The 13,348-nt window shown below is 58.9% G+C and carries 11 protein-coding genes; 6 read left to right on the top strand and 5 right to left on the bottom strand.

Annotated elements, in window-relative coordinates; all coding sequences use genetic code 11:
* Nucleotides 1–11: 11 nt before the first annotated feature.
* The gene (locus A0U92_RS05080; RefSeq protein ID WP_149026379.1) at nucleotides 12–209 is read left to right on the top strand and encodes a hypothetical protein; all 198 of its coding nucleotides are present in this window, start codon (nucleotides 12–14) and stop codon (nucleotides 207–209) included.
* A gap of 66 nt (nucleotides 210–275) precedes the next feature.
* Here A0U92_RS05080 and ppk2 read toward each other — a convergent pair whose 3' ends face one another.
* From ppk2 to A0U92_RS05065, 3 genes are all read right to left on the bottom strand, one after another.
* Nucleotides 276–1,184, bottom strand: coding sequence for a polyphosphate kinase 2 (ppk2, locus tag A0U92_RS05075; RefSeq protein ID WP_187668871.1), 909 nt, complete (start codon nucleotides 1,182–1,184; stop codon nucleotides 276–278).
* A gap of 142 nt (nucleotides 1,185–1,326) precedes the next feature.
* Nucleotides 1,327–2,790, bottom strand: a complete 1,464-nt coding sequence (locus tag A0U92_RS05070; protein WP_077812284.1) for a carbohydrate porin — start codon at nucleotides 2,788–2,790, stop codon at nucleotides 1,327–1,329.
* Nucleotides 2,791–2,795: 5 nt separating this feature from the next.
* Nucleotides 2,796–4,406, bottom strand: coding sequence for an inorganic phosphate transporter (locus A0U92_RS05065; RefSeq protein ID WP_077812283.1), 1,611 nt, complete (start codon nucleotides 4,404–4,406; stop codon nucleotides 2,796–2,798).
* A 120-nt stretch (nucleotides 4,407–4,526) separates the two neighbouring features.
* On the opposite strand from A0U92_RS05065, the gene A0U92_RS05060 reads away from it, so the two are divergent.
* On the top strand, nucleotides 4,527–5,351 hold the full coding sequence (locus A0U92_RS05060; RefSeq protein ID WP_077812282.1) for an MOSC domain-containing protein: 825 nt from the start codon (nucleotides 4,527–4,529) through the stop codon (nucleotides 5,349–5,351).
* A gap of 241 nt (nucleotides 5,352–5,592) precedes the next feature.
* On the opposite strand, the gene trpE is transcribed toward A0U92_RS05060, so the two are convergent.
* Together trpE and A0U92_RS05050 are read right to left on the bottom strand one after the other, a co-directional pair.
* Nucleotides 5,593–7,116: an anthranilate synthase component I gene (gene trpE / locus A0U92_RS05055; RefSeq protein WP_077812281.1), complete on the bottom strand. Its 1,524-nt coding sequence runs from the start codon at nucleotides 7,114–7,116 to the stop codon at nucleotides 5,593–5,595.
* The gene (locus A0U92_RS05050; protein ID WP_077812280.1) at nucleotides 7,116–9,059 is read right to left on the bottom strand and encodes a peptidylprolyl isomerase; all 1,944 of its coding nucleotides are present in this window, start codon (nucleotides 9,057–9,059) and stop codon (nucleotides 7,116–7,118) included. Before A0U92_RS05050 ends, trpE begins: the two co-directional genes overlap by 1 nt.
* Before the next feature lie 272 nt (nucleotides 9,060–9,331).
* Between A0U92_RS05050 and tpiA the strand changes: the two genes are divergently transcribed.
* The 4 genes from tpiA to kdsA all read left to right on the top strand — a co-directional run bounded on the left by tpiA (nucleotide 9,332) and on the right by kdsA (nucleotide 13,348).
* On the top strand, nucleotides 9,332–10,081 hold the full coding sequence (tpiA, locus tag A0U92_RS05040) for a triose-phosphate isomerase (RefSeq protein ID WP_077812278.1): 750 nt from the start codon (nucleotides 9,332–9,334) through the stop codon (nucleotides 10,079–10,081).
* Nucleotides 10,082–10,132: 51 nt separating this feature from the next.
* Nucleotides 10,133–10,489, top strand: coding sequence for a preprotein translocase subunit SecG (secG, locus tag A0U92_RS05035; RefSeq protein ID WP_077812277.1), 357 nt, complete (start codon nucleotides 10,133–10,135; stop codon nucleotides 10,487–10,489).
* A gap of 391 nt (nucleotides 10,490–10,880) precedes the next feature.
* Nucleotides 10,881–12,512 carry a CTP synthase gene (locus A0U92_RS05030; RefSeq protein ID WP_077812276.1) on the top strand — a complete coding sequence of 544 codons (1,632 nt, stop codon included), beginning with the start codon at nucleotides 10,881–10,883 and terminating at the stop codon, nucleotides 12,510–12,512.
* Nucleotides 12,509–13,348 (top strand): 3-deoxy-8-phosphooctulonate synthase, encoded by an 840-nt coding sequence (kdsA, locus tag A0U92_RS05025; RefSeq protein WP_077812275.1) that lies wholly within the window; start codon nucleotides 12,509–12,511, stop codon nucleotides 13,346–13,348. Before A0U92_RS05030 ends, kdsA begins: the two co-directional genes overlap by 4 nt.

Genomic DNA, 13,348 nt, shown 5'->3' with positions numbered 1-13,348 from the left:
AGGACAAGCTCATGCAAGGAATGACACCGGATTTTCAGAAACGCCAGATGCCTGCCGCCAGCCTGATCATAGCGGTGAGTGTCGCTGCGACAGGTCTGCTGGTCACACTCGTCAGCAAGGCGATGGGCCACAAGGCTAAATCCGCGGCGCCATTCAACACCCCCACACCTGCGGCGACTCCAGTTGTTGAGTCACCCCCGGCTGTCTGAATACAGTTTCGGCAAGCACGGCCTTGAAAGCGGGGAGAGACAATGTCTGCCTCTCCCCTCTCATACTCAGTAAACTTCCGGCACGATCAGCGATTCTGGCGTAGGCTGACGCTCATAATCCGGGCTGAATTTACGCGGCGGCAGTTCAGCCAGCGGACGCTCGACAGCTTCGTAGGGAACCTGTGACAGCAGGTGACTGATGCAGTTCAGACGGGCTTTTTTCTTGTCCACTGCCTGCACGACCCACCAGGGAGCTTCCTCAATGCTTGAACGCTCAAGCATCTCTTCCTTGGCGCGGGTATAATCTTCCCACCGGATACGGCTCTGAAGATCCATCGGGCTGAGTTTCCACTGCTTCAGAGGATCCTGAATACGCGCGTGGAAACGGCGCTCCTGCTCATCGTCCGTAATCGAGAACCAGTATTTCACAAGCTTGATACCGCTTCTGACGAGCATGCGCTCAAATTCCGGTACAGAGCGGTAAAACTCTTCATACTGCTCGTCAGTGCAGAATCCCATGACGCGCTCGACGCCGGCCCGGTTATACCAGCTGCGATCAAACAGAACGATCTCACCCGCAGAAGGCAGATGGCTGACATAACGCTGGAAATACCACTGCGTGCGCTCACGTTCCGTCGGTGCCGAGAGAGCGGCGACCCGGCAGATACGCGGATTCAGACGCTGGGTGATGCGCTTGATGGCGCCGCCCTTGCCAGCGGAATCGCGGCCTTCAAACAGCACGACAAGACGGTACCCGGTTTCCTGCACCCAGTCCTGCAATTTGACGAGTTCGCCCTGCATGCGCAGAAGTTCACGAAAATAGGTCCGACGGAAAGAGCCGCCTTCTACAGCCTCTCCCTCAAAACGCCGGTCGTCGAGTTCAAGCTCAAACTCTTCGTCAATATCGTCGAGAATCTCCTCGCGTGTGCGAAGCCGCTCCTCGGCAGCAGACAAGGCTGTTCGTTCTTCGCTCACCACAGTTTCTCCTGCTCTTGATATTTCGATATCATCAAGATGATCCGGAAAGTTTCATGATCCATGATGTGGCAGAAATTCCCTATCCGGTCATGATGCTTCTGATGAATATTAAGATATTTAATAGAAAATACACAAATAATCAGAAACTGGTTGTCATGTTCAGACCAAACACTGCGGCGTCGCCAACACGGCGTCCGGTCGAAGTATTGAGAATTCCACCGCCTACATGATGAATATATTGAAAGTCAGGCTGCACGTTAATGCCGTTCCAGACCGGAGCCTGCCAGGTCACCTCTACATGATGCTCTGCCTGAAGTGGAAGAATGCCGTCACCTCCCTCCCGCAGACTGTCCTGGTTGAAATTCCACGCCCGGTTACCGGAATTGCTCATTCCCCATGCCAATCCCAGCACATCGTCCGATCGCCAGGGCACAATGCCGTGAAACGTAAAACCGGCCTGTATTCCAAAGGACAGACTGTTCTGCTTTCCACCTGTTCCCATGACTCTGGTGAAGATACTGGCCGCCTTTGGCGCGTCTCCATCGGGATTCCAGAAGGTCTGATCGACAATACCGTAAACCATCCAGTTACCATGATGCATCAGCGGCTGACCGTTTGAATCGCTCGCCGCAAGCAGATGGCCCTGCGTATCGTAACGGCGATCCGGAAACGCGCCGCTGTCGTAGAATCCGCCCAGTTTCCACACACCCGGCAACGCGCCTGTCGGCGCATCAATGAATGCAGCCGCATCGACAGAAAGATCCACCTCCGCCATGGCGAGCACACCTGTCGCGAAGCTGAACCGCGTGCCGGAGGGGTTCATATCCAGCACGGACTGCCCGCTGAAGAACGGACCTCCGGTCGGATTGTCGTCCATTACACCGACAAGAATACTGACTGGATAGGTAGGTATGATGCGCGCGCGGATACCCGGCACCGACATTGGCCATGATGGGCCGCCTCCGTAGAGGTTGGCCGATGGAACGCCGGGCCAGCCGAAGTCCGCATTCAGGAACAGGGAGGCATTGTCGCTGACAAGGAACTCCGTGTCGGGATCAATCTCCCCAAGCCGGATATCAAGCCGGTTGTTCCAGAAGCCCTGACCATACCAGAGCTCGAACAGGCGGGTATTTCGGCCACTGGCATCATAACCGCTCAGTGTGTTGATCGCGCCGACGCGGTCAGCCGTAGCGGAACGTCCCCGAAGCTGGATGGCGCTGATGTTGAACAGCCCGTCATGCCAACCGGATAGAGGCGCCGTATCGAGGTTGAGAGTAGCGATTGTTGCGCCGTTATAGGTCGCGCCACGCGAGAGGCCGCCGGAAGCGATACCCCATAGCTCTTCCACATCCTGAAGATGCAGGCGAACACCATGAGCCCTGAGCCGGGAGCGGACACCGGAAGGATCGCCAAGCAGGGTTGTATCCCATCCCTGAGGCGTGCTGTCGGGGGCTGTGCTTGGAAAAGGAAGCGGAACACCGGAAGGAAGAACGTCGGTGACCGGAGGATTGTCCGCCGCCAGTGCCGGAGCCGCCAGCCGGAAGAAGGACAGACCTCCCAGAATGACGGCTCTGATAAGACGGGACAGAACGTCCCGTTTCATACCAGTCAGAAAACCTGACGCAGCAGGATGTAGAGAACGCCACTGATCATCATGGCTGCCGGCAGGGTGATGACCCATGCGAGCGCCATCGTCCTGAGGGTGGACCACTGGAGACCCGAGCCATTGGCCGCCATTGTTCCGGCGACACCACCAGAGAGGATGTGGGTTGTGGACACCGGCATGCCATAGCCTTCGGCAAGACCGATCGTGCCCATGGCCACGATTTCAGCAGCAGCACCCTGAGCATAGGTCAGATGTGTCTTGCCGATCTTCTCACCAACCGTGATGACAATGCGCTTCCAGCCGACCATGGTTCCAAGACCCAGAGCCACAGCGACAGCGATCTTCACCCAGATGGGAATAAAGCGTGTGCCGTCATTCAGAGCCTGCATGAACTTCTTGAAGCGGCCATTTTCATCGGCGGTGAACGTATCTCCACCCTTCATGGTCCGGATGGCGTCGGAGGTCAGATACATGTCCGTGCGGACATTGGAGACGGAGGCGGACGGCATGCTGCGCAGCGAACCGTAGCTTTTTACAGCCGAGGAAACGGAGTCAGACAGAACTGCCAGCGCTGACCAGACTTTTGGACCGGAAACATTACGGTCACGAAGAGCATCGCTCACAATGGTACGGGCGTCTTCAACAGTCGGAGCGGCGGCTCCATCCGTATGGGCGCGGAAAGCACCCACGGCATAATCAGCGGACTGCACGAAGCCCGGTGTCATGCTGTCCGGCATGGCGCGGTTCAGGGCATAAGCCGTTGGCGCTGCGCCGATCAGGATCAGCATGATCAGACCCATGCCTTTCTGGCCATCGTTACCACCATGAAAAAAGGATACGCCGGTGCAGGTGCCGATCAGCAGACCACGGATCCACCATGGCGGCGGCTGATCGCCCTTGGGGGCTTCGTAAAGCTTGCGATTGCGGATTGTGGCTTTCATCAGAACCAGCAGGGCTGCCGACATGGCGAAACCACAGATCGGGCTGAACAGCAGGGATTTGAACACCTTGGTGACCTGCGCCCAGTCCACGCCCTGCGTGGCGATGCCATGCGGAGCCAGAAGCTGGTTGGCGATACCGACGCCCATGATCGATCCGATCAGGGCATGGGATGAGGAGTTGGGAATACCCATCGCCCATGTCGCCAGATTCCAGATGATCGCGGCAAGCAGAAGGGCGAAGATCATCGCATGACCCGCCCCGCTTCCGACCTGAAGGATCAGTTCGACCGGCAGCAGCGAGACGATGCTGTAGGCGACCGCGCCGGAGGAGACGAGAACACCGAGCAGGTTCCACATGCCGGACCAGACGACGGCGACCAGAGGCGGCAGACTGTTTGTATAAATGACTGTGGCCACAGCATTGGCTGTGTCATGGAAGCCATTTACAAATTCAAATCCAAGGGCAATGAACAGAGCAAGACCCAGAAGAACAAACGCGCCGATGGCGACACCCTGGCCACCTGCGGCATGAAGATCTGACAGAACGCTGTAACCCACGAAACCCAAGGCAACGAAAACGATACCCAGAAAGAGCATCCGGAAGGCAGGGTGTTCGCCACCCTCCATATCCGGCCGCCCAGCGGGTATGGCATCGGCTGTTGTGTCTGACATGTATTTACCACTCAGTAAGGAAAACTGGTGCTCTTCTAGCCAAACCGTCTCAGAAAGATTCAGTGATAGTTTTGTGACATGGGCGATCATTGCACTTCTGAAATTTCTTGAAGGTGTCTCATGAGACTGATCCTACGCTCGCTTCACATCTATCCCGTGAAAAGCCTGCATGGTCTTTCAATGACGGAACTCTCGCTCCGGCCATGGGGACCGGAAAACGACCGACGGTGGTTGATCGTTGATAACGCAGGACAATTCATCACCCAGCGCACATACCCGGTGATGGCGACACTGCACGTCTCGGTCACGACAGAAGGCCTCTGCCTGACACACAGCAGCAGACCGGATCTGGTGGTAAAACACCCTTCCGATCAGGCGCACTCTGTCATGGTCACGGTATGGAAGGATACAGTCCCAGCCCTCGATGCAGGCGATGAAGCCGCGCAGTGGATTTCGGAGATTATCGGTCTATCCTGTCGTCTGGTTTACATGCCGCGCCCGGAAAGCGCTCGTCCCTGCCAGTGGAACGGGCATGCCTTTACCAATTCGTTTTCCGACGGGTTCCCTGTTCTGGTCACGACGCTCGCCTCGCTGGACGATCTGAACCGTCGTCTGGACGCGCCCGTTCCGATGGATCGTTTTCGTCCCAATCTTGTCGTGTCCGGTGCAAAAGCGTGGGAAGAGGACAGTTGGGCCAGAATCCGGATTGGCGACACGGAATTGAGTCTGGTGAAGCCCTGCTCCCGCTGTGCGATGACAACCGTTGATCAGAACACCGGAAATATCCCCAACAGGAAAGAGCCTTTGGCCACCCTCGCCCGCTTCAGAAAACAGAAAGATGGCGTGATGTTCGGCCAGAATGCGCTTGTGGAGCACACAGGCATGATCTCCGTCGGTGATGAGGTGGAAATTCTGGAATTTCAGCCATCCGGGGCTGAAAATTAACGGCCGGGTGGTGCGCAGGCTGAAGCAACAGGTTATGGGGCTTTGCCCCGGACCCTACAAAGGGACGTGGTCCCTTTGATCCCGATTTGTCTTGAATCTGAAGGCGGGAAACTCTTCAATAATTCTTGAAAATATACATATTTATCAGAGAGTTTCAAAAAACCTCACCCGAACGGAAAAGAAGTTTTTGCTGAAGCTTTTTTCAAAAAGCTTCAGGGAATCCCCCTCTCCAAGACCCCTATCAGTTTCGAGCCGCCATCCGGACAGCCTCCTCAGCCGCACGGAACAGGGCCCTCGCCTTGTGCTCTGTTTCAGCGCGCTCCAGCGACGGCACGCTGTCAGCCACGACGCCACAACCTGCCTGCACATACATCATGCCGTCTTTCACGACCGCCATGCGCAGACCGATGCAGGTATCCATGTCACCACCCGCACCGAAATACCCGATGCACCCGGCATAGGTCGCACGACGGGTCCGCTCCACCTCGTCGATGATCTCCATCGCACGAATCTTGGGAGCGCCCGTCAGCGTGCCTGCCGGAAAAGCGGCGACGAGAGCATCAAGCGCATCCAGCCCCGGCTTGAGCATCCCCTCGACGTTCGAGGAAATATGCATGACATGACTGAACCGTTCGATGATGAACTTCTCCGTCACCTTCACCGACCCGGTGATGCTGACACGGCCGACATCGTTACGTCCCAGATCAATGAGCATGAGATGCTCGGCGCGTTCCTTCTCGTCAGCCAGAAGTTCTTCCTCCAGACGCCTGTCCTCTTCCGCATCCGCGCCACGCGGACGGGTTCCGGCAAGCGGACGCACCGTCATCCTGCCGTCACGCAGACGCACAAGAATTTCCGGAGACGACCCGACGAGAGAGAAACCGCCGAGATTCAGGTGGAACAGGAACGGCGCGGGATTGATCCGGCGCAGGGAGCGATAGAGCGCGAGTGAGGACAGGCCGAATGGCGTCGAGAAACGCTGGCTCGGGACGACCTGAAACGCATCTCCAGCGGCGATATAGTCCTGAATACGCCTGACCACATCTTCGAATTCCGCCTCTGTGTAAGTAGAACGCGGCGGTTCAAGCGCCTCAACCATCGGCTCCTGTGGAACGGTCAGCGGTGCGGCGAGACAGGCCTGCGCTTCGTGGATCAGTTTGCGGGCGCGATCAAAGGCTGCACCCGGATGGTCGTCGGCACGAGGCCGGATGGGCGCAGCAAGGATCAGTTCATCCGTGACCGTATCAAAAATCGCGAACAGCCCCGGACGCATGAGAATGGCTTCGGGCAGACCGAGGTCATCCACCGGCGCATTGGGCATGCGCTCCATCTGACGCACCATGTCATAGCCCAGATAGCCGAACACCCCGGCCGTCATTGGAGGCAGCCTGTCATCGAGTTGCAGGCGGCTTTCATTGACCAGCCTGCGCAGGCTGTCCAGAGGCGCTTCGGAAACCGGTTCATATGCGTCAGCATCGGTCATCGCATTCCGGTTGATCGCCGCCTTGCCGTCATGACAGCGCCACAGCAGATCCGGCTTCAGGGCAATGACGGAATAGCGTCCCCGGCTTGCGCCACCTTCGACCGACTCCAGCAGCAGCGTGTTCCGCCCGTCCGTCCCGTCCATGGCCGCAAGCCGCATATAGGCGGCGACCGGTGTCAGCAGGTCAGCAGCGTCAACGGCGAAAACAACGCTGCTTTCACCGCGCGCCCAGGCCGCTTCACAGGCCGGGCGAGAGGGAGAATCAAGAGTGGCGAGCCGCATCACGAACCATCCCCAAAACCGGCCTGGGTCATTGCGGCACGCGCGCCGGCGGCAATGATTTTGGCCTTGTAACGCTCGCTGAGGCTCTGAATGAACGCGGCAGTCATGTCGGACGACAGCGACTCAGTCATACCATCCCGCACTCGCCCGATGCCGATCGTATCCGCCTTCGGATCAGGATGCTGCACGGCGGTGACCGTTGCGACCACAAAGCCTTTATCATCCTCGACCATGACGCTGCGTCCCACAGGCATCCGGAGAGCGATGCCCATCAGGTCACGCGGCAGCGTCTCGACCGGACGGGCACGCGAGATCATCACATTCTTCTGCAGATCACTGCCGACGGGTGCGACGGCCGCCACGTCACCCTTCTGACCAGCAGCAACATAGAGCGCCGTGGCCTTCTCATCAGCTTCGTGGTGACGCGCCTGTTCTTTCCATGCAGCCAGCACCTTGTCTTTCACAGCGTCATAAGGCTGGGGCTGGCTCGGCGTGATCTCATCGACGGACACGGCATACCAGCCGAGAGAAGCAGGCGGCTGGCCCTGCTGCGGCTGAGCCTTCGCCTCGATCAGCTGAGGCGCGGCGCCTTTGGCCTGCTCGAACACCCGTGCGACGATGTCGTCACGCAGTTCGCCAGAGGCCGGAAGCGGAGCGGGTGTCCCGTCTTTGGTCATACCTTTCGCATCGAGAAAACCTGCGGCCGGGGTAACCCCGAGACCGGTCGGAATGGTGTCCATCCCTCCGCCAGCCAGCGCGTCCTGAAGTTTGGGCACACTGGCGCTGATCATCGCCGGACCCTTCGCCTTTGCGATTTCATCCCGCAGCGTCGACTTCGCGTCGTCAAAACTTTCAGAGTGCGGCGGCGTCACTTTCGTCACACGGAACACGATCCATCCGGTGTCGGTCTTTTCCGGTCCCTGAATGCTTCCCTGCCGCGCCCCGAAAACAAGCTTCTGGAGAGTGGCGGATGGCAGCACGCTTGGGCGCGCATCGTTGAATTCCACCGCGGCGCTGTTTTTGGCGGCGGCCTGAATCTGAGTCCAGTCACCCCCCCCTTTCCAGAGGGTCTGCACGGCCTGCGCCGCCGCCTGATCGGAGGACGTCACAAGCTGGACACTGCGCAGTTCAGGCTGGTTGAAGTGGTCCTTCCGGGCGTCATAAAGCTGATGCAGCTCTTCGTCCGTCGCAGGTGACTGAGTAGCGACAGTTTCAGGAGAGAGCACCACGATCCGGGCGTGGCGATATTCCGGGCTTTGGAACATCCACGGGTGATTATCGTAAAACCGCTTCAGAGTCGCCTCGTCCGGTGTAGCGGGTTCGGCCTGGGATGAGAAAGGAATACGCAGCACGTCCAGAACACGGGTCACGGTCTCGAAGCCATACGTGCGGTTCACCACCAGATCGGGCACATGAGCGCCGGTAGACAGCGGCTCCATCACGGCACGCGCAGTCAGGTCATCCCGCACCAGCCCGATCAGACGCTGTTCGGTCATCCCGGCATTGGCGAGCATCGCATTGAATTTCTGGCGATCGAACTGACCATTCCTGCCCTGAAAATAGGGCATGGCGAAAATCTCGTCTCTTACGGCGGCATCGGGCACCTGAATGCCGTAATCACGCGCCGCCGCCAGCACCTGCGCCTGACCGATCAGCCGCTGCAGGATTTCATTCGCCATAGGCTGACGGACGTTGGCGGGAATATGCGCCACATCCGGCATCCCCATCTGCTGGGCGATGCGCGGCATTTCCGCCTGCAGGGCCGCCGCGAAGTCATGGGTGGTGATCTTCTGGGAACCGACCTTGGCGACGATGGCGGGATCGTCGGCCATGTTGGTCAGCACATCGCCCACACCCCAGCCCACGAAGGCCAGAAAGATGACGATGGCGAGGACACGACCAAGCCAGGATTCAACAACAAAGCGGCGGAGGAAGGAAATCATGCAGTCACTGGTCCGCGAAGAAGGCAGAGATGGATAGACGGCCGGGCGCCGTATCCGGGCGTGGCACCATATTCATCCCATCCCGTCTTGACCAGAACCGGGACAGCGTCTCCGTCAGAATGACCTCCTTCTTGCATGGCCGGACCCCGATGGGGTAGCCATGCTTCCCAACAGGTGGGACCAGTTCCACAATCACCCGGCAAAGCCGGAGCCGCGCCGCAAAGCGGTCGGGCTGAACCGCGCAGGCCAGGTTTCACAGGAGAGACGTTCCGATGAGCACGCCCATCATTGTCGGCAACTGGAAAATGAACGGCCTGAACGCCGACTCCGTTGATCGCGTGAAGCAGATCATCGCAGGTCTGACGGCAGAGCCGGTTTCAGGAGTGGAAGTGGTGGTGTGCCCGCCCTTCACGCACCTGTCCCTTGTCCATCAGACGCTGAACGGCTCCACCGTCGCCCTGGGTGCGCAGGACTGCCACAAGAACGACAAGGGTGCGCACACAGGCGACATCGCGCCGTCCATGCTGAGGGATGTCGGGACGTCACATGTCATTCTCGGCCATTCCGAGCGTCGCCGTGATCATGGTGAAGTCGATGAGACTGTGCGTGAGAAAGCCGTCTCCGCCGCACAGGCTGGCCTGACGCCGATCGTCTGCATTGGTGAAACCGAAGACCAGCGTCAGTCGGGGCAGACGGAAGATACGCTCGGCTGGCAGATCAAAGGCTCTCTCCCGGACGGATTCACCGGCATTGTCGCCTATGAGCCGGTCTGGGCTATCGGCACCGGCCTTGCCGCAACGCCGGACGACATCAGGACGACAGTCGCCTTCATTCGTGCGGAACTGGTGCGTCAGTTCGGCGATGCTGGCAAATCCCTGCGGATTCTGTATGGTGGTTCCGTGGATGCGGGGAATGCCGCCTCGATCCTCTCCCTCCCGGACGTGGCCGGTGCTCTGGTCGGAGGCGCCAGCCTGAAGCCGGACGCTTTCCTGTCCATCATTCGCGCCGTCCCCACGGCCTGAGACATCTTCGTTTCAGGCTACGGTTTTTCTGACCTCTCGACCGGATTGTCCATGATCACCGCTCTGCTGATCCTTCATCTTCTTGTCACCGTTTCCCTGATTGCTGTCGTGCTGATCCAGCGCAGCGAGGGAGGTGGCCTTGGCATCGGCTCATCGCAGGGCATGGGTTCGTTCATGTCCGGTCGCGGCACAGCGAATCTGCTGACCCGCACCACTGCGGGGCTGGCGACAGCGTTCATGCTGCTGTCCCTCATGCTGGCGGTGCTCAATCGCGGCGCAGTTTCCGGCGGCAGCGGTCATGATATTCTGGCTACCCCGGCTCCTGCGGAGTCTGTCGCGCCGGCAGCCCCCGCTCCCGTCCAGCAGAGCCAGCCTGCAGATGCTTCCGGCGCTGCCCAGCACCCGTAACATCTGCGACATTTACGATCTGACCGAGGCAAAGCGCAGGGGTTCTCTCCTGCGCTTTTGTTTTGGGGCTTCGTGCAGCCTGCGCCTAGCCTGAAAAGACGTCTTTCAGGGCTTCGTCCCCGAACCCTGCAAAGGAATGCGGTCTCCTGTGAATGCCGGGCGCCCTCTACATTTTCCGTGTTTGCAAAATATATAAATGTCTTTGTTCCGTGTGGCCCGGGCCAGACCCATTGTCCCGGAAAGGCGCTTCTGACATCACAGAACGATAGTGTCTGCAAGGTATTGTCGCCGCGTAAAATGATGCTCCCATCCAGAGAAAATCATCTTCCGGGCACAGGGGAGTAATTCAGTACTTCCCTCCCCCCGCCCGCTCAGTGTAGGGAGACCTTCCATGACGCGGTTCGTATTTATCACCGGTGGTGTGGTCTCTTCTCTTGGCAAGGGAATCGCTTCGGCGGCTCTTGCTGCCCTCCTTCAAGCTCGTGGATACAAGGTCCGGCTACGCAAGCTTGACCCCTATCTGAACGTCGATCCGGGCACGATGAGCCCGTATCAGCACGGCGAGGTCTTCGTCACTGACGATGGCGCCGAAACAGATCTTGATCTCGGCCATTATGAACGTTTCACCGGCGTAAACGCCACGCGTGCCGACAACACCACGACAGGCCGCGTGTATTCGGAGGTCATCGCCCGCGAACGCCGTGGCGATTATCTCGGCGGGACCGTGCAGGTCATCCCGCACATCACCGACGCCATCAAGGAACGTGTGGTTGCGGACACGGAGGGGCTGGATTTCTGCCTCGTGGAGATTGGCGGCACGGTTGGTGATATCGAAAGCCTGCCGTTCCTGGAATCCATCCGCCAGCTCCGTAATGATCTTGGTGTCGAGAACACCATGGTCGTGCATCTCACGCTGCTGCCGTGGATTCCGTCCGCAGGTGAACTGAAAACCAAGCCGACACAGCATTCCGTCAAGGAACTCCAGAATGTCGGTCTCCAACCACAGATTCTTCTGTGCCGCTGCGACCGTCCGATTCCGGAAAATGAACGACGCAAGATCGCCAATTTCTGCAATGTCCGTCCGCAGGCTGTCATCGCCGCTCGCGACGTGGACACGATCTATGAGTGCCCGCTGTCCTACCATGCGGAAGGTCTGGACACGGAAGTCCTGCACTATTTCGGCCTGCCGCACGACCAGGAACCCGATCTGTCCGGCTGGAAGAAGATTGTCGAGACCATCCGCGCGCCTGCTGGTGAAGTGCGGATCGCCGTGGTCGGCAAATACACGGCCATGCTCGATAGCTACAAGTCGCTCAATGAAGCCCTGCTTCACGGCGGTATCGCCAACAATGTCCGGGTGAATCTGGACTGGGTCGAGGCGGAGTCATTCGAGAAAGATCCGGCCAAACTGAAATGTCTTGACGGAGTGGACGGGATTCTGGTTCCCGGCGGCTTCGGAGAACGTGGCGCAGGCGGCAAGATCGAAGCCGTGCGCTATGCCCGTGAAAAGAATATCCCCTTTCTGGGCATCTGTTTCGGCATGCAGATGGCGGTCATCGAGTGTGCCCGCAATCTGGCAGGGATCCCGGACGCCACCTCAACCGAGTTCGGTCCGGCCAAGGAGCCGCTGGTTGGCTTGATGACCGAGTGGGCGCGTGGCAACGAGATGCTGCGCCGTCGAGAAGGCGGCGAGCTTGGCGGAACGATGCGTCTTGGTGGTTATCCGGCGAAGCTGGCGGAAGGTTCCCGCGCGGCAGAAATTTACGGCACGACGACCATCCGCGAGCGTCATCGTCACCGTTATGAGGTGAACGTGCATTACCGTGACCGGATCGAGGCTGCCGGCCTGAAATTTTCCGGTCTCTCACCAGACGGGATTCTCCCGGAAGTGGTGGAATATCCGGATCACCGCTGGTTTGTCGCCGTGCAGTATCATCCGGAACTGATTTCCCGTCCTTTCGCGCCTCACCCGCTCTTTTCCGGGTTCATCGGTGCGGCGGCTGACAAGGCGAAAGAAGCGTGAGTCTCCAGCAGACAGTCATCCTCGGAGATCTGGAAATCGGCAACAGCCTGCCGTTGGTGCTGATTGCCGGTCCGTGCCAGATCGAATCCGCCGCCCACGCCATGGACACGGCGGCGGCGCTGGCGGAAATATGTGGCGAAGCCGGGATCGGGCTGATCTACAAAAGCTCCTATGACAAGGCGAACCGCAGCAGCATCGGCTCACAGCGTGGTATCGGCATGGACAAGGGTTTGCAGATCCTGTCCGATATCCGCGAGCAGTTCAGGATTCCGGTTCTGACGGATGTGCATAGCCCCGAGCAGTGCGCGCCTGCGGCTCAAGCTGTCGACGTATTGCAGATTCCTGCATTTCTCTCCCGCCAGACGGACCTGCTGCTAGCCGCCGGTGAAACCGGTGCTGCGATCAATGTGAAGAAGGGACAGTTTCTTGCGCCGTGGGACATGACCCACGTAGCGAAGAAAATTGCTTCGACCGGCAATGAACGCATCATGCTCTGCGAGCGTGGCACCAGCTTCGGCTACAACACGCTGGTCAACGACATGCGCTCACTGCCGATCATGGCGACCACCGGGTATCCGGTAGTGTATGACGCCACACATTCGGTGCAGCAGCCGGGTGGACTTGGCACAGCATCGGGTGGACAGCGTGAGTTCGCTCCCATTCTGGCGCGGGCAGCCGTGGCGATTGGGGTTGCTGCCGTCTTTCTTGAAACACACGAAGATCCTGACGCCGCGCCGAGTGACGGGCCGAACATGATCCCGCTGCGGGAAATGCCTGCCGTTATCCGCAGACTTCAGGCGTTTGATGCGCTTGCCAAGACGTATTCGGCAGAGTGA

The organism is Acetobacter aceti (assembly GCF_002005445.1).
GTDB classification, from domain to species: domain Bacteria; phylum Pseudomonadota; class Alphaproteobacteria; order Acetobacterales; family Acetobacteraceae; genus Acetobacter; species Acetobacter aceti_B.
The sequence above is the reverse complement of the archived record's forward strand: the minus strand, read 5'-3'. Positions and strand labels throughout refer to the sequence as shown.

What these genes read in the sequence shown, in the direction of transcription:
- A0U92_RS05070 (WP_077812284.1), bottom strand. Translation starts at nt 2,790, where the DNA reads ATGAAACGGGACGTTCTGTCCCGTCTTATCAGAGCCGTCATTCTGGGA.
- secG (WP_077812277.1), top strand. Translation starts at nt 10,133, where the DNA reads ATGATCACCGCTCTGCTGATCCTTCATCTTCTTGTCACCGTTTCCCTG.
- tpiA (WP_077812278.1), top strand. Translation starts at nt 9,332, where the DNA reads ATGAGCACGCCCATCATTGTCGGCAACTGGAAAATGAACGGCCTGAAC.
- A0U92_RS05030 (WP_077812276.1), top strand. Translation starts at nt 10,881, where the DNA reads ATGACGCGGTTCGTATTTATCACCGGTGGTGTGGTCTCTTCTCTTGGC.
- A0U92_RS05065 (WP_077812283.1), bottom strand. Translation starts at nt 4,406, where the DNA reads ATGTCAGACACAACAGCCGATGCCATACCCGCTGGGCGGCCGGATATG.
- A0U92_RS05080 (WP_149026379.1), top strand. Translation starts at nt 12, where the DNA reads ATGCAAGGAATGACACCGGATTTTCAGAAACGCCAGATGCCTGCCGCC.
- trpE (WP_077812281.1), bottom strand. Translation starts at nt 7,116, where the DNA reads ATGCGGCTCGCCACTCTTGATTCTCCCTCTCGCCCGGCCTGTGAAGCG.
- A0U92_RS05060 (WP_077812282.1), top strand. Translation starts at nt 4,527, where the DNA reads ATGAGACTGATCCTACGCTCGCTTCACATCTATCCCGTGAAAAGCCTG.
- A0U92_RS05050 (WP_077812280.1), bottom strand. Translation starts at nt 9,059, where the DNA reads ATGATTTCCTTCCTCCGCCGCTTTGTTGTTGAATCCTGGCTTGGTCGT.